The sequence below is a fragment of the Flagellimonas maritima genome, assembly GCF_003269425.1.
GTDB classification, from domain to species: domain Bacteria; phylum Bacteroidota; class Bacteroidia; order Flavobacteriales; family Flavobacteriaceae; genus Flagellimonas; species Flagellimonas maritima.
The window spans coordinates 1373561-1396027 of sequence record NZ_CP030104.1 but is presented as its reverse complement, the minus strand read 5'-3'; the positions used below and the strand labels follow the sequence as shown (position 1 = coordinate 1396027).

The 22467-nt window shown below is 38.0% G+C and carries 15 protein-coding genes; 9 read left to right on the top strand and 6 right to left on the bottom strand.

Going from position 1 to position 22467, the window contains the following annotated elements; genetic code table 11:
* Positions 1 to 164 precede the first annotated feature (164 nt).
* Together HME9304_RS06155 and HME9304_RS06150 are read left to right on the top strand one after the other, a co-directional pair.
* Positions 165 to 3434, top strand: coding sequence for a TonB-dependent receptor (locus HME9304_RS06155; protein ID WP_112377748.1), 3270 nt, complete (start codon positions 165 to 167; stop codon positions 3432 to 3434).
* 96 nt (positions 3435 to 3530) lie between these two features.
* Positions 3531 to 3968: a hypothetical protein gene (locus tag HME9304_RS06150; RefSeq protein WP_112377747.1), complete on the top strand. Its 438-nt coding sequence runs from the start codon at positions 3531 to 3533 to the stop codon at positions 3966 to 3968.
* On the opposite strand, the gene HME9304_RS06145 is transcribed toward HME9304_RS06150, so the two are convergent.
* Positions 3965 to 5050 carry an endonuclease/exonuclease/phosphatase family protein gene (locus HME9304_RS06145; RefSeq protein ID WP_112377746.1) on the bottom strand — a complete coding sequence of 362 codons (1086 nt, stop codon included), beginning with the start codon at positions 5048 to 5050 and terminating at the stop codon, positions 3965 to 3967. The two genes, HME9304_RS06150 and HME9304_RS06145, sit on opposite strands and share 4 nt — an antisense overlap.
* A gap of 103 nt (positions 5051 to 5153) precedes the next feature.
* Between HME9304_RS06145 and HME9304_RS06140 the strand changes: the two genes are divergently transcribed.
* Both HME9304_RS06140 and HME9304_RS06135 read left to right on the top strand, forming a co-directional pair.
* Positions 5154 to 7895 (top strand): carboxypeptidase-like regulatory domain-containing protein, encoded by a 2742-nt coding sequence (locus tag HME9304_RS06140; protein ID WP_112377745.1) that lies wholly within the window; start codon positions 5154 to 5156, stop codon positions 7893 to 7895.
* Between the two features lie 30 nt (positions 7896 to 7925).
* A complete protein-coding gene (locus tag HME9304_RS06135; RefSeq protein ID WP_112377744.1) occupies positions 7926 to 9293 on the top strand; it encodes a DUF5689 domain-containing protein in 1368 nt (455 codons plus the stop codon).
* A gap of 59 nt (positions 9294 to 9352) precedes the next feature.
* Here the strand turns inward: HME9304_RS06135 and HME9304_RS06130 are convergent, their stop codons facing one another.
* From HME9304_RS06130 to HME9304_RS06120, 3 genes are all read right to left on the bottom strand, one after another.
* The gene (locus HME9304_RS06130; protein WP_112377743.1) at positions 9353 to 9976 is read right to left on the bottom strand and encodes a DinB family protein; all 624 of its coding nucleotides are present in this window, start codon (positions 9974 to 9976) and stop codon (positions 9353 to 9355) included.
* 241 nt (positions 9977 to 10217) lie between these two features.
* Complete coding sequence (locus HME9304_RS06125; protein WP_112377742.1) at positions 10218 to 10619, bottom strand: response regulator; 402 nt, start codon at positions 10617 to 10619, stop codon at positions 10218 to 10220.
* Positions 10620 to 10646: 27 nt separating this feature from the next.
* Entirely contained in the window at positions 10647 to 13613 is a 2967-nt protein-coding gene (locus HME9304_RS06120) for a PAS domain S-box protein (RefSeq protein ID WP_112377741.1), read from the bottom strand.
* 291 nt (positions 13614 to 13904) lie between these two features.
* On the opposite strand from HME9304_RS06120, the gene katG reads away from it, so the two are divergent.
* From katG to HME9304_RS06105, 3 genes are all read left to right on the top strand, one after another.
* Positions 13905 to 16154: a catalase/peroxidase HPI gene (gene katG / locus HME9304_RS06115; RefSeq protein ID WP_112377740.1), complete on the top strand. Its 2250-nt coding sequence runs from the start codon at positions 13905 to 13907 to the stop codon at positions 16152 to 16154.
* Between the two features lie 95 nt (positions 16155 to 16249).
* Complete coding sequence (locus HME9304_RS06110) at positions 16250 to 16729, top strand: ankyrin repeat domain-containing protein (RefSeq protein WP_112377739.1); 480 nt, start codon at positions 16250 to 16252, stop codon at positions 16727 to 16729.
* Positions 16730 to 16742: 13 nt separating this feature from the next.
* Complete coding sequence (locus HME9304_RS06105; protein ID WP_112377738.1) at positions 16743 to 17516, top strand: amidohydrolase; 774 nt, start codon at positions 16743 to 16745, stop codon at positions 17514 to 17516.
* Here HME9304_RS06105 and HME9304_RS06100 read toward each other — a convergent pair.
* Together HME9304_RS06100 and HME9304_RS06095 are read right to left on the bottom strand one after the other, a co-directional pair.
* Entirely contained in the window at positions 17503 to 19122 is a 1620-nt protein-coding gene (locus tag HME9304_RS06100) for an Ig-like domain-containing domain (protein ID WP_112377737.1), read from the bottom strand. The genes HME9304_RS06105 and HME9304_RS06100 overlap by 14 nt on opposite strands.
* 70 nt (positions 19123 to 19192) lie before the next feature.
* Positions 19193 to 19882 (bottom strand): ComF family protein, encoded by a 690-nt coding sequence (locus tag HME9304_RS06095; RefSeq protein WP_239023399.1) that lies wholly within the window; start codon positions 19880 to 19882, stop codon positions 19193 to 19195.
* Positions 19883 to 19929: 47 nt separating this feature from the next.
* On the opposite strand from HME9304_RS06095, the gene HME9304_RS06090 reads away from it, so the two are divergent.
* Both HME9304_RS06090 and HME9304_RS06085 read left to right on the top strand, forming a co-directional pair.
* Positions 19930 to 20826, top strand: a complete 897-nt coding sequence (locus HME9304_RS06090) for a hypothetical protein (protein ID WP_112377735.1) — start codon at positions 19930 to 19932, stop codon at positions 20824 to 20826.
* Positions 20827 to 20862: 36 nt separating this feature from the next.
* Positions 20863 to 22404: a glycine--tRNA ligase gene (locus HME9304_RS06085; RefSeq protein WP_112377734.1), complete on the top strand. Its 1542-nt coding sequence runs from the start codon at positions 20863 to 20865 to the stop codon at positions 22402 to 22404.
* Positions 22405 to 22467: the final 63 nt, after the last annotated feature.

The following is a 22467-nucleotide window of genomic DNA, read 5'->3' as shown; positions in this document are numbered from 1 at the left end:
AGAATTTCATAAAATTACTCTTTTATATAATTTGCTGATTCAAAGATGCTTAGCTTTATACGGCATACTTTTTAATACCTAATTTCTTAACGTTATCTTAATATTTGTCAAAATTAAAAGCGAGACTTTTGCTACGCTAATTAAACTATTTAAACATAATTGAAATGAAAAAAATTTATTTGGTCATTTTTGCCATGTTTATGGCTACCATGGCTTTTTCACAGGGGGTTACCACATCTGCAATTGGCGGAAAGATAACCGACAATACAGGAGAGCCTCTTCCAGGAGCAAGTGTAGTAGCAGTACATACTCCTTCGGGAACCACATACGGTGCAGCTGCCGATTTTGATGGTTTTTACCGTATTTCAGGTATGCGTACAGGAGGTCCGTACACGGTAACAATATCATATGTGGGTTTTAATGATTATGTAAAAGAAGGTGTTTTTTTAAATCTGGGGTCTACCAGTACCATTAATTCACAGCTTTCAGAATCAGCTACAGCACTTGATGAGGTTGTTATTACCGCAGTTTCAAATGGAGTTTTCGGATCAAATAAAACAGGCACGGAAACCAATATTTCACAACGCCAAGTGGAAATTACCCCAGCAGCTTCACGTTCGCTTGCAGATTTCGTACGTTTGACTCCTCAAGCACAATTAACTGAAGGTGATGATGGTTTCTCTATTTCCTTGGCAGGACAAAACAATCGTTACAATGCCATTTACATTGATGGTGCGGTCAATAATGACGTTTTTGGCTTGGCAGGTTCGGGGACCAATGGAGGACAGACCGGGGTAAATCCATTATCTGTAGATGCCATTGAAACATTTCAAATCAATATTGCACCTTTTGACGTTAGACAATCAGGATTTTCAGGTGGATCGGTAAATGCTGTTACACGTTCAGGTTCCAATGAGTTTGAAGGATCCGCTTATTTCTTCACCAGAAACCAAGATTTGGTAGCCAAAACACCTACTGCTTTAATCAACGAGGGAGACGAGCGAGTGAAAGTTGCTGATTTTTCGGCAAATACTTATGGTATGCGCTTAGGTGGCCCCCTAATTAAGGACAAACTGTTCTTTTTTGTCAACTACGAACGTAATGAAACTGAAATTCCACAACCTTTTATTTTTAGTAATTACACAGGGCGTTCATCAGAAGCTGATTTGGATAACTTAAGTAATTTTTTACAAGGCACTTATAATTTCAATCCAGGAATTTTTGATAATAATACAAGAACGTTGGAAAGCAATACTTTGGTGGCAAAACTTGATTGGAATATCAATGAAAACCATAATCTTTCCTTACGCCATAGTTACGTAGGCGCAGAAAACCTTGAAGCAAGAAGTTCTGACAACAATGAGATAGGTTTTATTAATGGCTCTGAATTTTTTGTATCCAATACCAATTCAACCGCATTGGAATTGAATTCGAGATTTGGTAATAAGTTCAGTAACAACTTAGTTGTTGGTTTTACTGCTGTTCGTGACGATCGTGACCCCTCGGGAGATCCGTTTCCAACAGTTGAGATTCAAGATGGCAATGGTACTATTTTCTTTGGCTCAGAGCCATTTTCGACCGCTAACTTACTCAATACAGATTATTTGACGATTACCGATAACTTTGAAATATATGCAGGTCGCCATACTGTGACCTTGGGTGCCAATTTAGAATTTGCGACTGTAAAGAACCTGTTTTTTGCTTTTAACTATGGCTGGTATGAATTTACAGATGATTTTGATGATGATGGAAATTTATTGTCCAGTGGACTCAATGAGTTTTTGACAGGACAAAATGCCAATCTTTATCAACACGGGTATTCATTGTTAGGTGATGGTACCGTTGGTGACGAATCTGCTGGATCAGCTGATTTCAAGACATTTCAGGCTGGCTTTTATGTACAGGATGATGTACAGTTGACCGATGATTTCAAAGTTAGTTTTGGTGCACGTATTGATATTCCAAGTTGGGAAGATGGTACTGTTAACGAAGATTTCAACACCAATACTGTTCCAATGTTGGAAGCAGCTGGTAAAGATTTGCAGGGTGCCCGTGTGGGGCAGGGTGTAGGTACGGCAATGTTTGCTCCAAGATTAGGATTTAATTGGGATGTGAACGGCGAAAGATCTACTCAAATTCGTGGTGGTATCGGGGTATTTACTTCTAGACTTCCTTTGGTATGGCCTGGTGGAACCTACAATAATAATGGTGTTACTGGTGGCTTTATGTTTCAGTTTGGACAAGAATTTGAATCCGATTTTCAAAATCAATTTGAAGACCCACTGCCAGGTTCTGGTGGTTTGGGTGGTAACGTAGATTTAATTGCAGAAAATTTTAAACTACCACAGGTAATCAAATACAATATTGCCATAGACCAGAAATTGCCTTTTTGGGGTTTGATTGCATCAGCTGACTTCCTCTATACTGATGTTATCACAGACGTTTATTATGAAAATTTGAATATTCGTGATCCTGAAGGTTTTTATCAAGGAGCCGACATTAGACCTTTTTATAATAGGAGCAACCGTGTTGACGGTACCTATCAAGGGATTTACTTGGCTTCGAATACAGGTGGAGGTAGTGCTACAAATGCTACTTTTACGCTTAGAAAACCTTTTGAAAGTGGCTTTGCGGGATCAGTATCCTATACCTATGGGGAATCCAACAAGATTTTCGATGGTACTTCATCGCAGAACAGTTCTCAATGGCGTAATATTCAAACGGTTAATGGTAAAAACTCTAATCTACCTGTGACCCGTTCTGATTTTGCCTTGGGTAGTCGTATAGTAGCGGATGCTTCCTATCAAATTCAATGGAATGACAACATAAAAACCACTTTTGCTTTGTTGTATCAAGGTTTTCAAGGCTCTCCTTATAGCTTCATTTATAATGAATCAAGTAGGGATTTATTAAATGATGATTCTAGGGACAATGCTTTAATTTACGTCCCTGCAAATGCAGATGAAATCGTATTGGTGAATTTGACAAACTCTGGCGGAGACATTATTGCCACGCCTGAACAACAATGGAGTGCATTAAATACTTTTATTGAAAATGATGAGTATTTGAGCTCAAGAAGGGGCCAGTATGTTGAACGTAATGCCTCTCGTGGTCCATGGAGCCATATTGTAGATTTGAAGTTCTTACAAGATTTTAGCTTTAATATTGGCAGTAAGAAGCATACACTACAACTGTCGGCAGATATTTTCAACTTCACCAATTTATTGAACAAAGATTGGGGCCGGTTAAAATTTATTGATAGCGAAGTAAGTCCATTGACCACTATATCCAATGGTGATACACCTACCTTCAACCTAAATACTGGGGCGGTGAACTTAGATGGCACGCCTAATAATGTTGTTGAATTTGATGATGAGGGAATTCAATCCTCTAGATGGCAAGCTCAGTTAGGAATTCGCTATATTTTTAACTGATAATTATATAATTTTTATTTTGACCCCTACATCACTAAAGATATAGGGGTTTTTTTATGCTCAAAAATCATTACTTTTAAACCTCAAACTATACCTATGGAAATTCTACAAAACGTACACTCATATCTTGCCTATGTAGTATTGGCAGTGTTGATTTTCGCAGTTTTTAATGCCTTGATAGGTTGGCTTGGAAAAAAGGAATTTACCATGGAAAAGGACTTAAGAATCAGTCTTTTTGCCTTGATTTTAAGTCATATTCAGTTATTGATAGGTCTAATCGTTTATTTTGTTTCTCCCAATGGATTAAAAGCGATTCAAGTATTGGGTATGGGCGGTTTAAACTCGGCAGCTCGCCTTTTGGCCTTAGAACATCCTTTAATTAATATTATCGCAATTGTGTTGATAACTATAGGATGGTCTAGCCATAAAAAGAAATTGGAAAGCAAGGCAAAGTTTAAAACGATAACTATTTTTTATGGATTGGGACTTCTCCTCATCCTAAGCCAAATTCCCTGGGCACAGTGGTTCAATTAATTCATGTCATTCCCCCGTGTGTGGGAATCATCTTCTGGAGAAAAATCTGAAAAGGCTTTGATCAAGTGTAGATAAACAGGAAAATGATCGCTGTATCCTCCTGTGTAATTGGTTCCCGAAAAACTCCTAAAGGGATATCCTTTAAATCTTCCCTTTTTTGTTTTGAGGTATGCAGGGGAATAAATACCGGCTTTCCAGTATGAATATGTTTCTTTGTTTTGGCTGACGAGATTGGCAGTCATGAAAAATTGATCAAAAAGATTCCATTTATCTCTATAGGCCAAGGACCCCAATCCTTTTTTATATAGTTTTTCCATAGGGTTATAAAGTTCTAGGGTGTCTTGTGATGTTACATGGTCAGACGTCTTCAAAATTCTTTTTAGACTATCATCGCGCGGGTCGTCATTAAAGTCGCCCATCGCAATGATTTTAGCATTAAAGTCCAGTTGCTGTATGGAATCTATAATCCTTTTGTTCAATAAGGCGGCTTTAATCCTATTGGGCTTGCTTTTGACTGCTCCGCCCCGTCTTGATGGCCAATGATTTACAATAAAATAGAATGCTTCATCATCCATAATTCCACCAACGACCAATTGGTCTCTCGTGTAAATTCTATCGCCCATTGCATCAAACAATAAAAGTCTGTGGCTCTTAAAAGATGTAGGTAAATAGGCTGATTTTTTGAACAATAATGCTACATCAATTCCGCGCATATCAGGAGAATCAAAATGAACGATTCCATAATCCTTGTTGGTAAGATTGGCATGATGTATCAAATCTTCCAAAACACCTCTATTTTCAACTTCGCATAGGCCAATGATATCAGGAGAAGTGCCAGTAGTTTCCGAACCTATTTTAGAGATAACACTGGAGATATGTTTAATTTTTCGCTCGTATTTCTCTTGTGTCCATTGATATCTCCCTTCAGGAGTACGCCCGTTGTCAAAGACCAAGCTGTCGTTCACGATATCAAAAAGATTTTCAACATTGTAGAAAGCAACGGTTCTTACCTTATATGTTTTTTGGGAATTAGAAAAAAGCGGTACGAATAAGATTACTAGTAGGTATCGTAAAAAGTGCATTTGGGCTTTGATTTTAATTCAAAAATAAGTAAGATTGTCCGTTTTTCAGATATCAAAGAAAGACAATAACCCCATATTTTACGAAGTTAACCTACAATATTCTATGAGAATTGCATTATTCTTTGTAGTGTCCTGTTACACTTTATCGTTATGCGGGCAACAAGTAACAATGGTTTCTGGAACTGTTCTAGCTGAAACAACAAAAAATCCCGTTAAACATGCCGTTATAACAATTGAAGGCAATACCAAAGAATTTTCTACAGATTCAAACGGAGTTTTTCAATTGAGGACCTCTCAAATGGGAGAACACATTATTACAATCGAATCACTTGATTTCTTGCCCAAAAACTTTGCGGTACAATTGAACGGAAAACCAATAGATTTAGGAGTTATTTCTCTACAAAAGGATATTACTCGGGAAAAAACCGACAATCTGATCACTTTAACAGACAGCGACATTGCAGGGGATGATGAATCTGTCACAGGCTCTTCAGGATTATTGCAATCCAGCAGGGATATTTTCTTGAACAGGGCAGCATTCGATTTTGGACAGGCTTTCTTTAGGGTAAGAGGCTATGATTCGAGTTATGGCGAAGTATTGCTGAACGGAATGCCCATGAACAAATTTTTTGACGGAAGGCCCCAATGGAATAACTGGGGAGGCCTCAATGACGTAATACGAAACCAAGATTTTTCCAATGGTTTGGCAATCAACCAATTTACCTTTGGGGGTATACTCGGTAACACCAATATAGACACCAGGCCTTCCAAACTTAGACCAGGATTGCGGTTGTCCAGTTCTGCATCCAACAGAACATATACGGCCAGAGCAATGGCTTCATATAGCTCAGGGCTAAAGAAAAATGGACTGGCCTATACGTTCTCATCATCTAGAAGGTGGGCCAAAACAGGGTATGTAGATGGTACTTTGTACGATGCCTATTCTTTTTTTGGCGCGGTGGAATATAAATTGAACCAAGAAAATAGTTTGGTATTGACCGCTATATTGGCAAAGAACAGGCGAGGTCGCTCCTCTGCACTTACCAAAGAAGTCTTTGATTTGGTAGGAAATCGGTACAATCCCTATTGGGGAATCCAAAACGAACAAGTCAGGAATTCAAGGGAACGTGAAATTTTTGAACCACTATTTATTTTAAACCATTTTTTACAGTCTGATAAGCTCAGTTTAAATACGGGTGTCTCCTATCAATTTGGTATAAACGCAAGAAGTAGATTGGGGTATTATAATGCACCAAACCCAGACCCTACATATTACAGATATTTGCCAAGCTTTAATTTAAACAGTCCTATCGGTGCTGATTTTAACAATGCCTTGCTTTCAAAGCAGGGATTTCTGGAAAACCCCCAAATTCAATGGCAGCAATTGTATACAGCCAATTTAAATACAGCCAATGACGGAAAAGCGGCCTATTTGCTTTACGATGATGTAATAGAAAATAGCCAATTAACAATATCAAGTACTGCCGAATATGATATCAATGACGGTATAAGTATAGGTGCTGGAGTTAATTTAAAAACATTGTCGTCAGAAAATTTTGCAGAGATTCAAGATTTATTGGGAGCTGATTTTCATGAAGATATTGATTCTTTTTCCAACACTTTGAACGATGTTGACGGAAACGCAATTAAAACAGAAGGGGAAAGATTCAATTACAACTATGCAATAGAAGCATCCCAACTGGAAGCTTTTGGTCAGATAAATACAAATTTCAATAAATGGGGCGTTTTTGTATCTGCTTCGTTTTCCAGTTTCGACGTATTGCGAAATGGACTTTTTGTAAATGAGCGTTTTTCGGAAAACTCTTTCGGGAATAGTGAAAAAATATCTTTTTCAAATTTTGGGTTGAAATCGGGGGTTACGTATTTTTTATCCGGAAGACATTGGCTAAATATCGATGGCGCACTTATAAATAAAGCTCCTACATTACAGAACATATTTATAAATCCAAGAGAAAACAATACAACGGTTCCAGAAATCCAAACAGAAAAGATAACGACATTGGATGTGAGCTACTTTATAAGATTGCCTGATGTAACAGGAAGAATCACTGCATTTTATTCTCGTTTTCAAAACGCTACGGACATTAATTTCTTTTTTGTGGATTCTGGACTGGGCTCAGATTTTGTCCAAGAAGTAATTACTGATTTGGATAGGTTGCACAAGGGAATCGAACTTGGTTTGGAATATGAGGTTTCTTCCAGCGTAAAATTATCGTTGGCAGGTAACTTGGCAAGTTATGTATACGCGAGTAATCCCTTTGTTTCGATAAATTTTGATACAGCAGGTGCTGCAGAGGATTTGATAGACCCAGAAGGAAATATAGACCTAGGGATTGCCAAACTAAAAGATCTAAAATTGGCGCAGGGTCCGCAAACGGCATTTGCTTTCGGAGTCGAATACAGAAGTCCAAAATATTGGTGGGTAGGGGTTACAGCTAATTATCTGTCAGATAATTATGCAAATATTTCAACAATTACGAGGACCCAAAGTTTTTTGATTGACCCAGATACCGGAAAGCGTTTTCCAGACGCAACTGATGAAAATGTAGCCCAAATATTAAGACAACAGAAATTGGATGACTTTTATCTTTTGAATATGGTTGGAGGGAAATCTTGGATATTCAATAAGAAATACATCAGTGCATTTATAAGCGTAAACAATGTGTTTGATGAGGTTTTTAGAACGGGAGGCTACGAGCAGAGCAGAAATGGAAATTACGGACAGTTGAAACAGGACAACCTTAGTGGAACACCCTCTTTTGCCCCCAAATATTGGTACGGCTTTGGAAGAACATATTTTCTGAATCTAGCCGTTAGTTTCTGAGTTACATATATCTTGATTATGATCATAATTATGAAAAAAGGATTTAACCGCATAATACCATACCTGATTATTTTGCATATTATATCGGCCTGTGTGAACAATGGAGAATATGATGTACCAAGAAATACCTGCGAATCTGGGTTGGTGGCCAATATTACATTGGTGGATTTATTTAATATGCTAGAAGAGAAGACTTTTCAAATTCAAGAGGATTTGGTTATCGACGGCTATGTTATCTCATCGGACAGGGAAGGAAATTTTTTTGGCACATTATATATTCAGGATAATCCTTCCAACCCGACAGGTGGATTTCAGATAGATATTGATTTGCGAGAATCACATTTGTTTTTTGAAGTTGGAAGTAAAGTTTTAATTAAGTTAAAAGGCCTTTATCTAGGTTCTAACGGGGAATCATTTAAGCTTGGAGGCTCTTTCTTGGCATTTGGAAACCTTTCAGTAGGAAGATTACCTGCATTAAAAGTACATGAGCATATTTTTCTATCCTGTGATGCCGCAGTAAAAATAGAACCCGTTCCTACACAAATACCGAACTTAAAAAGTTCCATAGATAAGACTCTGGTCAGTTTTGATGGACTGGAAGTCATTGAAGAAGAACTGGACAGTATTTTTGCGATGGCTAAAAAAGAGACAGAACGTACCTTACAAGATTGTGAAGAGAACAATATCAAAATACTCAATAGTGGTTTTTCTGACTTTCAGGACGATGTTTTGCCAGAAGGAAATGGTAGTATTACAGGTGTTTTACTAAAAGATGGAGATGATTTTCAAATTGTTATCAGATTTTTGGAAGATATCGATTTTTCCAACGAACGCTGTCCAGAGATTATCACGGAATTTACATCAAAAAGTATTTTTATTTCAGAATTGGCCGATCCAGAAAACAATACCGGGGCACGGTTTGTAGAATTGTATAATGCTGCAAAAGAGCCGTTAAATTTGAACAAATGGACTCTTAGGAGATACACCAACGATAATATAGAGGTGAGTTCCACTATAGACCTATCTGAGATGATAATAGGTGCAGAAAGTACATTTTTAATATCTCCAAATGCAAGTGAGTTTGAGTTGGTATACGGTTTTGCACCAGATTTAGGAGTATCTACGAACAGCCCTGCCGATTCCAATGGAGACGACAATCTGGAACTTGTAGACCCCTTTGGTACGATTATCGATGTTTTTGGAGTCGTAGGGGTTGACGGAACAGGGACAGACCACGAGTTTGAAGATGGCAGGGCTATACGAAAACTGGAAATATCGAAGGCAAATGCAACTTATACTTTCAGCGAATGGGATATTTTTAATGATACAGGAGGTTCTGGCACAACCAACCAGCCCCAAAATGCTCCAGGGGATTTTACCCCAGGTTTACGAGAATGATTTTGATAAAACGAAAAACCTCTTGCTAAGGCAAGAGGTTTATTTTAATTGATAAAGTTTTATTTGTCCTCTTCCTCCTCTATAGGAAAATCTTCATGCTCCATAATCTCTTCCATTTGGAGAACATGGCGTTCTGTGTGGCCGGCCATAAAGACGATCAACAGTACGCCATCAATTGTGCCAAAAGGCAGATCACTGTTATAACGATTTCTTAGATCATCTTCTGTAGTTTTTACATACTCAATATGTTCTTTTCTCTTATCCATAAAAGCTTCTAAGGTAGCTTCGTGCGAACCAAACCCTCCACTTGGCTCAAAGGTCTCCGATGTTTTTACTTTATTGGTGCGATCGGTAATAAGGCCCATAAGCTGGTCATCCTTTAATTTTACGGAATCCTTCATTGCTGGATTTGCACCTGTAGCAACAGTTTTTTGGACCAGTCCTCCAAAAGCATTTTCAGAAATGGCAAGATGTTCAACACATTCAGCAATGGACCATGCGTTTTCATCCGATTTAAAATTCAGTTGTTCATCAGTAAGTCCTTCAAGAGCATCGGTCATATGATCACGGGTCTGGGTAAGATGTTTGATTGCCATTTTACGATCATCATCCGTAAGTTTTACACTGTTTGTGGTAAAGCTAAAAAGTAGCAGTAACACAATGGGTACGATAAATTTTTTCATGTTCAATAGTGTTTAAGTTTATAAGAAATTAACGTCTTTTACATAGTTCAGACGATTAAAGGTAAGAGGAATTGGACAAACTCAGGAATTTTTAGAATAGTCGGTTATGTTCAATTTAATTTTCCGTATAAAAACTTTATATGAACAAGACATCTATTGTGTTTTTTCAAACTAGAGAAATTGAAGTTTTCCCATGTCATTGTTCAATAAAAACCAGCCAATACCTCTAAATTCTAAAAAACTAAATCATGGACTCCAATACCTCTTCTAAATCTTGAGGGGAAAGAGGTTTTAAAATATAGTTGTTTACAACGTCATAATTTTTTATACGTTCCAAATCCCTGGGATCTACAGAAGAGCTGATAATGTATACCGTAACCTTTTCCCTATTATTATTGGGAATCTGAACAAAGTCTTCCAAGAACTCCCATCCGTTCATAATGGGCATATTTAAATCTAAAAAAATGACAGAAGGCAAGTCTTTGCCCTGCGAGGTCAATTCATTAAGACCGTCCATGGCATCTTGCCCATTATTAAAGACCAAAATATCATTGCAGAAGTCTATTTCTTTCATAATTCTTTTGGTTCCATAAATAAAAATGGGATCATCATCTATGATGCAACTTGTTTCTATCTTTTTCATTATTCTTTTTTTTAGCAAATATTAATCTTACGAATTTTGCGAAGAATCAAATGTCAATAGAAATTTTGTACCAACATCTACCGTGCTTTCAACTTCTATAGTTCCGTTCATGGCCTCAATTTGATTTTTGGTTATGAACAGCCCTATTCCCTTGGCATCTTTGTGTCTATGGAATGTTTTGTACATGCCAAATAGTTTTTTGGCGTGTCTTTCCAAATCTATCCCCAGACCATTGTCCTCAAAGGAAATAGTAGTTAAACTATCGTTCTCTACGGCACTTACTTTTATAACAAGTTGCCGTTTTGGAGATGAATATTTAATACTATTGGACAACAAATTAAGAAAAATACTGTCAAAGTAAGCAGGAATACCCTTTATTTTTAATTCTTTTGGAATTTCTATTGTGCAAATTGCATTTTTATCCTTTAATAAAATACTGAGATTTTTTTCTACATTTTTGAGGGTTTTAAAGATATTGACCTTTTTTACTTTTTCGGAAGCACCAACTTTTACTTGCACTACTTCGTTGAGATGCATTACGGTTTCTCCTAAACTTTCCGAAGCATTATGGAGCATCGCCAATAGATTTTCACGTTCAGTATCGTCTTTTTCAGATGATAGGAATCCTGTTAGCATGGACAGATTACTGGAATGAGATCTTAAGTTATGTGATACGATATGGGCAAAATTCAATAGACTCTCGTTTTGCTCTTTTGTGACGAGCAATAATTTTTTAGTACGTTTTTCAGCTTGTATCCTTGAGCTTATATCTAGTATTTGTGAAATAAAGTGCGATAAATTTCCTTGTATATCTTTAACCGCTGTAACTGTTAATATTGCTGAAACCAAATTACCATCTTTGTGAAAATAACGCTTTTCAATCTGATACGTAGATATCTCTCCCTTAATCACCTGCCGTAACAGTTTAAGATCAAGATCAAGGTCGTCTGGATGGGTTATATCCTGAAAAGTAAGCTTCAGTAATTCATCTTGGGTATAGCCGAGACTATTGCATAAACCTTTATTGACAGAAACCCAGCTGCCGTCTAAGCCGACCAATGCCATGCCTACTGCCGAGTTTTCAAAAGTTTTTTCAAAGGATTCTTGGCTACGTTCCAGCTTTAATCTTGTAGTTTTTAGTTCGGTAATGTCCCAATTGGCTCCAATGATGTTTTCTATATCCCCTTCTATTCCTTTTTGTGCCTCACCAAAAGCAATCAAATGAACGATATTGCCATCAGGTCTAATACCTCTAAATTGTATGTTGAACGGTTTTTCTTCAGTTATGGTCAATTCCAGCTCTTGAGATACGCGTTCCCTATCTTCAGGGTGGATCCTATTCATCCATTCGTTTAAGATATCTGATGAATCCTCCGATATCCCATACATTGCATACATGTTTTCATTACAGAGAACGACATTTTCTTTTATCCTGTAATCCCAAATACCAATATTGGCCACGCTCGTAGCCATATTTAAACGCTCCGAAATTTCTTTATGCTTTGACTCTGCTTTGATTCTTGAAGTAATATCAAGTACTTGTGCGATAAAATGAGAGGGTTTTCCCTCAATGGTCTTTACAACAGTTAGAGTAAGGATTGCATGTATCAAATCGCCATTTTTGTGCAAATATCTTTTTTCGACCCGAAAGCTTTCACGCTTGCCATCAATGACTTCCTTGAGCAACAGGGCATCTTTATCCAAATCTTCTGCATAAGTGATATCCTTGAATGTCAATGATAATATCTCCTTTTCGGAATAGTCTAAACTTTCACAGAGCATCTTATTTGCTTTGAGGATTTTACCATCAAGCCCGACCAAAGCCATACCTATGGCCGAATTTTTAAATGTGTCCGTGAAGGATTCTTCAATTTTTTCAAGTTTTAATCTAGTTCGTTTGAGCTCCGTTATATCCCAATTGGTCCCAGTCATTTTAATGGCCTTTCCCTCTTTATCCCTTTGGGTAACCGCATAAGCTTTAATATGTCTTATTTCTCCCGTAGGCCAGACAACCCTAAACTCAGTATCAAATTCCTTTTCACCGGAGATGGCCATTGCTATCTCTCTGTCCCCTCTTTCTTTATCTTCTGGATGTAGTCCTGACTGCCAAGCTTGGTATACCCCATCAAAATCTTTTTTATCGATACCATATAAATTGTACATATTATCATCCCAGACAAGTTCATTTTTTTGAATATCAAAATCCCATATTCCTACATTGGCACCTTTGGTGGCAATGGCCAATCTATCACTTATCATTTTGGATTTTAACTCAGCTTTTTTTCTTTTGTCGATGTCTTGGAAAGTTCCCTGTAGGCGAATGCATTTTCCATTCAGCATTTCGGCCTCACCTTTTGCACGTACCCAAAGTTCTTTGCCTTTTGCGGTTACGATGACCAATTCGGTATCCCAGGGTGTACCGTTCAGTATACTATCTTCAACCAATTTTCTGATTGACTTCCGGTGTTTTCCTTCCTTGTAAAAATTTATTCCTTCTTCAATAGATGGGACATAATCACTCGGCACTTCATGAATTTCTTTGGTTACTTTGGTCCAAAAGACTTGATTGGTGACTAAATCAACGTCCCAACCCCCAATGCGAGCAACGCTCTCTGCTATTTGCAATAATTCGATCCTTCTCTTTTCTTTTGTAATGTCCTCTTGAACTATAATTAATCCACCAATACTACCATCCTCATATTTCCATGGATTTATTTTCCATTTTAACCATTTTACCAATCCATTGGGAAATATAAATTTTCTACCATTATTGGAACTGGACAAACCTTTAAGGCACTCTTCGTAAATGTTTTTCAACTCGTTTGGAGTAGGTTGCATTACTTTGTAAAATGACTTTCCAATGATGGTTTTATCTAGAAGATCAAATTCTTGAAGCCATATCGCGGAATGGTTGATAAAACACATATTGCGGTCCAGTACGGCGATAGGTGTTGGGGAATCTTTAATTAGAAAGTTGGCAGATAGCGTTTCCAAATAGTACAGGTTTTGGTGGTTAGCAACTAGTTTTATACTAATGTAAGAAAATATGGTATAATTGTAATAAACCTCTTATTGGAAAATTTATTGTTTAGAATTTTAATAAAATCCTTTCAAAGTATAGACAAAGTTTATTTTTTAATAATTGATTAATATAGTTCCCTTATATGACTGGCGTCTATTTTTGTACTTTTAGAGATGTACTTATTGGCTATAAACTTTATAATAAAGTATTCAAGATATAATTAGTAACACCCAATAAAACTTTGGTTAAAACAAATTAAAACAATGGAGAACAACGAAAACTACAATTCTCAGGGAAATGCTTGGGATGTTAATGAATCAAGTGCAAAATGCCCTTTTTTGAACGGTGAGATGAACCAAGCTGCCGGTGGTGGAACGACCAATAAAGATTGGTGGCCAAATGCATTAAACCTAAATATTCTTCGTCAACACTCTAATCTAACGGATCCCATGGACGAGGATTTTGACTACGCCAAGGAATTTAAATCCCTTGATTTGAATGCCATCAAACAAGATCTTACAGATTTAATGACCGATAGTCAAGATTGGTGGCCTGCCGATTACGGCCATTATGGTCCTTTCTTCATCCGAATGGCATGGCATGCCGCAGGAACGTATCGGATAGCGGATGGTCGCGGAGGCGGAAGTACAGGAGCACAACGTTTTGCTCCATTAAACAGCTGGCCCGATAATGCTAATTTGGATAAGGCCAGATTATTGCTATGGCCGATAAAAAAGAAATACGGAAAAAAAATCTCTTGGGCAGATTTATTGATTTTAACTGGAAATGTAGCCCACGAGTCAATGGGATTGGAAATGTTCGGTTTTGGTGGAGGCCGTAAAGATATTTGGCAGCCCGAAGAGGATATTTACTGGGGCTCTGAAGGCGAATGGCTTGGAAATAAAGAACGCTACAATAAAGATGGAGATTTAGAAAGTCCATTGGGAGCGGCCCACATGGGACTGATATATGTTAACCCTGAAGGACCAAATGCAAATCCAGACCCTGTTGCAGCAGCGCACGATATCCGCGAGACTTTTGGAAGAATGGCAATGAACGATTACGAAACTGTTGCACTAATTGCTGGGGGACATACCTTTGGCAAGACCCATGGTGCGGCCAGCGATGCAGAATTTATCGAAATCGAGCCTGCAGGAGCATCCATTGAAATGCAGAGTATGGGCTGGAAGAATAACTTTGGATCGGGAATTGGAGCAGATACCATAACCAGTGGATTGGAAGGAGCTTGGACAGATACACCAATAAAGTGGAGCCATAAATATTTGGAGAACCTGTTCAATTACGAGTGGGAATTAACCAAAAGTCCGGCTGGGGCACATCAATGGCAGCCAAAAGATGGCGCAGGTGCAGGAACCATTCCAGATGCCCATGATCCAGAAAAGAAACATGCACCATTTATGCTGACTACGGACCTGTCATTGCGTATGGACCCGGATTATGAGAAAATTTCCAGACACTTTCTTGAAAATCCCAAAGAATTTGCAGACGCATATGCTCGTGCCTGGTTCAAATTAACTCATCGAGATATGGGACCCAAAGATTGTTACCTAGGTTCTGAAGTACCTAAAGAAGAATTGCTTTGGCAAGATCCAGTGCCTTCGGTAGACCATGAACTGGTCAATGAGCATGATATTGATGAACTAAAGAAAAGAGTACTTGCCTCTGGCCTAACCATTTCAGAATTGGTTGCCACAGCTTGGGCTTCGGCATCCACATTCCGTGGTTCTGATCGTAGGGGCGGTGCCAACGGTGCTAGAGTTCGATTGGCTCCCCAAAAGGATTGGGAGGTCAATAACCCAGAACAACTATCAAAAGTATTGGAAACACTGGAGGCCATTCAAAATGAGTTCAATAATTCACAGAACAGTGGCAAAAAGGTATCACTCGCAGATTTAATTGTATTGGCAGGATCAGCTGCCATCGAGGAAGCTGCCAAGAATGCCGGCCATACTATACAAGTACCTTTTACGGCCGGTCGTACAGATGCTTCAAAAGAACAAACAGATGTTGAATCATTTGAAGCTCTTGAACCACGTGCGGATGGTTTCCGAAACTATGTAAAAGGAAACTCAAACGCCAAGGCTGAAGAGCTATTGGTAGACAAGGCACAATTAATGACACTTACAATACCGGAAATGACCGTACTGGTTGGTGGAATGCGAGTCTTGAATACTAACTATGACAATTCAAACCATGGGGTGTTCACCGATAAAAAAGAATCGCTGACCAATGATTTCTTTGTCAATCTTATCGATTTGGGCACTACTTGGAAAGCTACGTCCAGTGATGAGGTTTCTTTTGAAGGATCGGATAGAAAGACAGGTAGTTCAAAATGGACAGGTTCTCGCGTTGATTTAATTTTTGGTTCCAATACAGAGCTCCGTGCTATTGCCGAGGTTTATGCCTGTGACGATGCAAAGGAAAAATTTATAAATGACTTTGTTGCAGCATGGACCAAAGTCATGAACCTAGATCGTTTTGATTTAGGTTAATCATTTCCGAAGAAAAATAGAAAAAGAAGATATAGTAATAAGACTGCCACAACCAACCTGGGTTATGGCAGTTTTTTTATAACTTTCCATTAGGTATGGATGAGAAGGAAAATTTCTTTAATCAAATTAGAAATGGCAACGTCAAATCGGTAGAGGAACTGTTGCAAGGCAATAAGCGATTATTGGAGTCCTTTGATCAAAGAGGCTCTACACCATTGGTAATTTCCACATATTATGGCCATGAAAACATCTCAAAGCTTTTGTTGGACAATGGAGCAAAAGTAGATGCTAAGGACAGTTCCGGTAATACAGCTTTAATGGGAGTATGTTTTAAGGGCTACACTGAGATTGCCAAATTATTGATAGCTTCTGGAGCCGACGTCAACCATGTCAATGCCATGGGCGCTACAAGCCTTATCTATGCAGCGACCTTCAACCGCATCGAAATTGCCCGATTATTATTGGAGCATGGAGCAGACAGCACCCGCAAAGACGCTCGCGGAAATACAGCTTTGGACCAAGCTAAAATGCAGGAAAACAAACCACTGATGGAATTATTGCAAAACTATTCTTAATATATATATAAAAATGAGCCTTGAACTGAAAATAGCACTTGTTCAGTCCGCATTGATTTGGGAAGATCCAGATGCCAACAGGGCCATGTTCGCTAAAAAAATAGCAGCTATAAGAAGTAGTGTGGATTTGATTGTACTTCCAGAAATGTTTACTACGGGCTTTACCATGAGTCCTAAAAATATAGCTTCTAGTGAAGGTTCAAAAACAGTAAAATGGATGCAGCGAATTTCCCGTGAAAAGAATGTAGCTATTACAGGAAGTATTGTATTTACTGAGAACGATGAAAATTACAATCGACTATTCTTTTGTTTTCCGAACGGGAAATATGAAGAATATGATAAAAAGCACACTTTTACTTTAGCGGGAGAACATGAGGTTTACACAGCTGGAAAATCAAAATTAATAGTTCAGTACAAAGGGTTTAAACTAAAACCTTTGATTTGCTATGATCTAAGATTTCCAGTTTGGTCAAGAAATACAGAAGATTACGATATAATCCTATATGTCGCAAATTGGCCAAAACCAAGAATTGATGCATGGGATACTTTGCTTAAAGCACGTGCCATTGAAAATATGTCTTATTGTATTGGCGTAAATAGAATTGGATTGGACAACCTTGGGCATGAATATTCAGGTCATTCCGCAGTTTATGATACTTTGGGAAATCAAATTTCTTATTCGGAAGATGAGGAAATACTCTATGCTACACTTGTTAAGCAACATATTGACTCAACTAGAAACAAACTTAAATTCCTTGAAGACCGAGATGACTTTAATCTGATATGATAAACGTCTGTTCCAGTTCCCAATTGGCACGAACATCAATAACATCCGGATAATAACTTACTTTTTCGGGCTGAATTTTTTTGAGGTAGCTACCAGTATCCCAAATCCCGTTTCCATTATCATCAAAAATTACGCGGATTGTATACTGTGCCGGTTCTAGATTATTGAACTCAAATATTTTGGGCTCTGTCGCCAGTATTTCACGAACCACTTCACCCTTGCTATCCGTTAACTGCACTATTAAAGGATAACTCGCCGAACCGCTTATATTGACACGCAAGTTTCCATAATCGGCAAAGCTTCCTGTTGAAAAAGAATATTCCAGAGAATCGTTTTCCATACCAAAAAAATCGGTTATGGCGCCTGGAAGAAACGTAAAGCGATACCGTTGGTTTGGTTCAATGTCAAAATCAAAATCAAATTTATTTTCAAGGGTATCCAAGGCGTAATCATAAGGTGCGCTAAGAGAATCACTAATGAAAAAATCAACTTTACTAGAATCCAAGTTTACCAATGGCGTATTTGCCAAAATACTAAAAGTATCCTCAAAATTGAACCTCCCGCTCACATTCGTTTTCAGTTTCAAAGAATCCAACGCTAGTTTTCTGGTTTTTACAGTGAACGTATCTATTCTTTCCAATTTAGTATTCTCTATGGTAAAAACGATTGAATCGATATCTGTAGGAGTAAGCCAATAATTCAAGGTATCCTTTTCCCGATCCTTCAATATGGTCGTCTTTACGGAATCTGGCAGATCGATCAGCGTTTCTATTTGAATATCCCTGTAGTCTCCTTGGTATCCAAAAAGAATATGATTTTTGGCAACATAACTAGGCACTGAAATACTATAATCAGGGAGTTCTTGAAATAGATTCAATAGATAAGTGGAATCAGTTGGAATCGTAATTGTATCTTGTAAAAAACCTATTTTATCCTGTCTTTGATCGAAAATGTTGTTCTTGTTCACATCTTTTATAGCGACAATGGCATATTCACCCGCTTTAAGATTTTTGAGCTCAAAGAGCGGCAAACTGTCAGAAGTACTTGTTAAATAATTAGGTGGTGTTTTATAAATTGTGGAATCTGTGTAAGCACTGTCCAACTCATAAAGCATTACACTTATATATTCATCGGCCTTTCTATTAAAAGCATCCCTTACGGCCCCGGATAAAGTTAAAGAATCTATGTAAGTGCCCGTGGAAAAAACATAGCTTAAAAAGCTATTGGGGTTTCCTTCATTATTGTCTACGATACTTTGCCCAAAATTGAGCGTATATGTTGTATTTTCTTTTAAAGTGTCCTTTATTTTAATTTCTATAAACTTGCTTGCCCCACCCAATGGTTTTACTTCTATTGGGTACTTTAATGGTGGAGAAACAATTAATTGACTTTGCACATCCTCCAATTTTACAAATTCATCAAAGGACAATTTAATTTTATCCGCTTTAAAATTGATTGAGAAATTATCAGGTTCCGCTTTTATTAGTTCAGGCGGAGTAATGTCTTCCGGTCCACCCGTTGGATTGCCTCTTCTGGCACATTGCCAAAGCGCTAAACCCATTAATATAAGAAAAGAAAAGCTCAGCAGTTTTTTTAGATATTGCATTGTAAAAACTAGTGTTGGACAAAGAAACGATTAATTTAAAAATTGAAGGGAAGCGTTAATAAAATTTAACCTAAGGAACCACGGCAATACTCAATACTGAAATATCAATGTCTTTAAGTTGAAAAAGCTTTTTTGCGGAAGCTTCTATAGTTGCCCCCGTGGTTATTACATCATCTACAAGAAGTATATGTTTAAAATGAATTGGCTCAACATTTTTTAATTGAAAAACATCTTTGGTATTCTCCCAACGCAATTGTCTATCCTTTTTTGTCTGGGTTTTTGTGTTTACAACTTTAAAAAGTATATCGTCCCTATAAGCGGCATCAATGTGTTTTGCAATTTTTTGAGCAAATAATGCCACTTGGTTATAGCCGCGTTTTTTCTCTTTATTAGGATGTAAAGGCACAGGAATTACGATATCAACAGTTTTAAGCGTACCATTTTTTTTCAGTAAATTACCATACCAATCGCCAAAAAAGCTACCTATTTGTTCTTGGTTTTTGTATTTTAGATGGTGTAAAAGATTTTTAACGATTCCATTTTTGGCGAAAAAAACGAAAGAAGCCGCTTTTTTAATAGGAATTCTCCCATAAAAAATAAGGTCTACCGAGTTTTCATCAACAAAGTTATAGTCGGTGAGTGGCAGCTCATGTCGACAAATGGCACATAATACGCTTTCTCCTCTGGATAATTGCGCATTACATCCAAAACATACCTTTGGCAATAGTATGTTGTTAATCTCGTTTAGTATCTTAGCCAACCTTTTTATAATCAAATCTTATACGCTTTAGAGTAGCCTATTAACCCATGGATGCCCAAGATAATAATTTTAACTACAAGATTATTTTTGCTGCCCTTCTTGCGGTAATTGTCGGCATTTTGATTGCTTTCTATTATAGTTACGCACAATCCAAAAACCAAATGTCATTTTTGGAACAGGAAAAATCACTTTTGGTCAAGGATTTGACTTTAATGAAAGCTGAAGTTGATCGCTTATCAGGTCTAAATGAGGTGAACGATATTGAGTTGCAGACATCAAGGTTCAAAGTGCAACAATTATTGGATTCCGTTGGCCGTCTAAACTTTAGCATTACCAAGATAAAAGAAACTCGAAAAGAACTCCGCACATTGGAAGTAAAGTTTGATAGCTTAAAGCTGAAGAACAATTTTCTTAGATATAACAACGGTTTGTTGGCAAGCCGATATGAAGAAACCCTAAAAAAGCTGGAAGAGGTAAGGGGCAGGGCAATTAATATGGAACGCGCGGAATCTCTTTTGCGCGAAACAAATAAAGAACTGACCAAGGAACTTAAAATAAAAAGCTATTTAAAACTTCAAAATGCAGAGGGCAGCGGCTTTAGATTGCGCGCAGGACGACCCTTAAAGACCAATAAAGCTTCGACTATAGAAAAACTAAGGGGCTGCGTTACTATTTTGAGCGATGCCACCGAAGATGGCGAGGTAAAGGTATTGTACCTTCAATTTCTCGATCAGAATATGAAAGTAATAGAGGACAATGCCACTACTATTTCCGTAAGTGGCAACACCTATAGCAAAAAAGTAGAAATCGTTTACACGGGCAAAGAGATCAGTATCTGTGACGCTATCACCGTTCCAGAAGGTTCTTTGGAAGAAGGAATCTACACGCTCAATGTTTTTGAGGATGAAAGGCTTTTGGCTTCTACAGAATTTCAGTTGAAATAAATCATTTCTTTTAGGGTAAAATTCTATTTTTGCCCAATGGCAAATCAGGAAGACATTTTTAAGAAAGTTATCTCCCACGCAAAGGAATATGGATACGTATTTCAATCAAGCGAGATTTACGACGGGCTCAGCGCGGTGTACGATTATGCACAGAACGGTGCTGAGCTAAAAAAGAATATCAGGGAATATTGGTGGCAAGCCATGGTACAGCTCAATGATAATATTGTTGGGATAGACGCTGCTATCTTTATGCACCCGACCACTTGGAAAGCTTCCGGTCATGTAGATGCTTTCAACGATCCATTGATCGATAATAAAGATTCCAAAAAAAGATACCGTGCCGATGTTTTGGTCGAAGACCATGTAGCCAAGATTGAAGCAAAAATCGATAAAGAAGTTGTTAAAGCTGCTAAACGTTTTGGGAACAGTTTTGACAAAAAACAATTTTTGGAGACCAATCCCAGAGTACTTGGATATCAAGCCAAAGCCAATGAAATCTTAAAGCGACTTGGAAAATCATTGGAGAAAGAAGATTTGGCCGATGTAAAAGCCTTGATAGAGGAATTGGAAATTGCCTGTCCACTTTCAGGCTCTAAAAACTGGACGGATGTAAAGCAGTTCAATTTAATGTTTGGCACCAAGTTGGGGGCCTCTGCAGACTCAGCTATGGATTTATATTTGCGTCCCGAAACTGCCCAAGGAATCTTTGTGAACTTCCTAAATGTCCAGAAAACAGGGCGAATGAAAATTCCGTTTGGTATCGCCCAGACAGGAAAGGCTTTCCGAAATGAGATTGTAGCGCGCCAGTTCATCTTCCGTATGCGTGAATTTGAACAGATGGAAATGCAGTTTTTCATTAAACCGGGCACACAAAAAGAATGGTACGGGAAATGGAAGGAAAAAAGAATGAAATGGCATCTTTCCCTTGGAATGGGGGAGGACAATTATCGCTTTCATGACCATGAAAAACTGGCTCATTACGCCGATGCGGCAGCTGATATCGAATTTAAGTTTCCGTTCGGATTTAAGGAGCTGGAGGGAATCCATTCCCGTACCGATTTTGATTTAAGCCAACATGAAAAATATTCAGGGAAAAAGCTGCAATACTTTGACCATGAGCTGAATGAAAGTTATGTGCCCTATGTTCTCGAAACCTCTATAGGTCTGGATAGGATGTTTTTGGCAGTTTTCTCCAATTCGTTGCAAGAAGAAGAACTAGAAAATGGCACAACAAGAACCGTTCTTAAAATCCCAGCAGTTTTGGCTCCGACCAAGGCAGCTATTCTCCCACTCTTAAAACGTGATGGTCTGCCAGAAGTAGCGGAAAATTTGGTAGAAGAGCTTAAGTGGGATTTCAATATTGCTTACGATGAAAAAGATGCCGTGGGAAGGCGCTATCGTCGCCAGGATGCAGCAGGTACGCCTTTCTGTATTACTATTGACCATCAAACCTTAGAAGATAATACAGTAACCATACGTCACCGAGATACGATGGAACAACAACGAGTGAAGCTTGATGAGGTAAAGGAGATTATTAAAAAGGAAGTTGACATGCGTTATTGGTTGCAGCGTATATAACGTTAATGCTTCTTGGGGGCGAAGTATATCACCTCGTGGGGAGGCCAAAATTGCAAACAGCAA

Coding starts and splice junctions, on each gene's coding strand:
- HME9304_RS06090 (WP_112377735.1), top strand. CDS start 19,930: ATGGATGCCCAAGATAATAATTTTAACTACAAGATTATTTTTGCTGCC.
- HME9304_RS06085 (WP_112377734.1), top strand. CDS start 20,863: ATGGCAAATCAGGAAGACATTTTTAAGAAAGTTATCTCCCACGCAAAG.
- HME9304_RS06105 (WP_112377738.1), top strand. CDS start 16,743: ATGAGCCTTGAACTGAAAATAGCACTTGTTCAGTCCGCATTGATTTGG.
- HME9304_RS06155 (WP_112377748.1), top strand. CDS start 165: ATGAAAAAAATTTATTTGGTCATTTTTGCCATGTTTATGGCTACCATG.
- HME9304_RS06145 (WP_112377746.1), bottom strand. CDS start 5,050: ATGCACTTTTTACGATACCTACTAGTAATCTTATTCGTACCGCTTTTT.
- HME9304_RS06125 (WP_112377742.1), bottom strand. CDS start 10,619: ATGAAAAAGATAGAAACAAGTTGCATCATAGATGATGATCCCATTTTT.
- HME9304_RS06100 (WP_112377737.1), bottom strand. CDS start 19,122: ATGCAATATCTAAAAAAACTGCTGAGCTTTTCTTTTCTTATATTAATG.
- HME9304_RS06110 (WP_112377739.1), top strand. CDS start 16,250: ATGGATGAGAAGGAAAATTTCTTTAATCAAATTAGAAATGGCAACGTC.
- HME9304_RS06130 (WP_112377743.1), bottom strand. CDS start 9,976: ATGAAAAAATTTATCGTACCCATTGTGTTACTGCTACTTTTTAGCTTT.
- HME9304_RS06140 (WP_112377745.1), top strand. CDS start 5,154: ATGAGAATTGCATTATTCTTTGTAGTGTCCTGTTACACTTTATCGTTA.
- HME9304_RS06135 (WP_112377744.1), top strand. CDS start 7,926: ATGAAAAAAGGATTTAACCGCATAATACCATACCTGATTATTTTGCAT.
- katG (WP_112377740.1), top strand. CDS start 13,905: ATGGAGAACAACGAAAACTACAATTCTCAGGGAAATGCTTGGGATGTT.
- HME9304_RS06150 (WP_112377747.1), top strand. CDS start 3,531: ATGGAAATTCTACAAAACGTACACTCATATCTTGCCTATGTAGTATTG.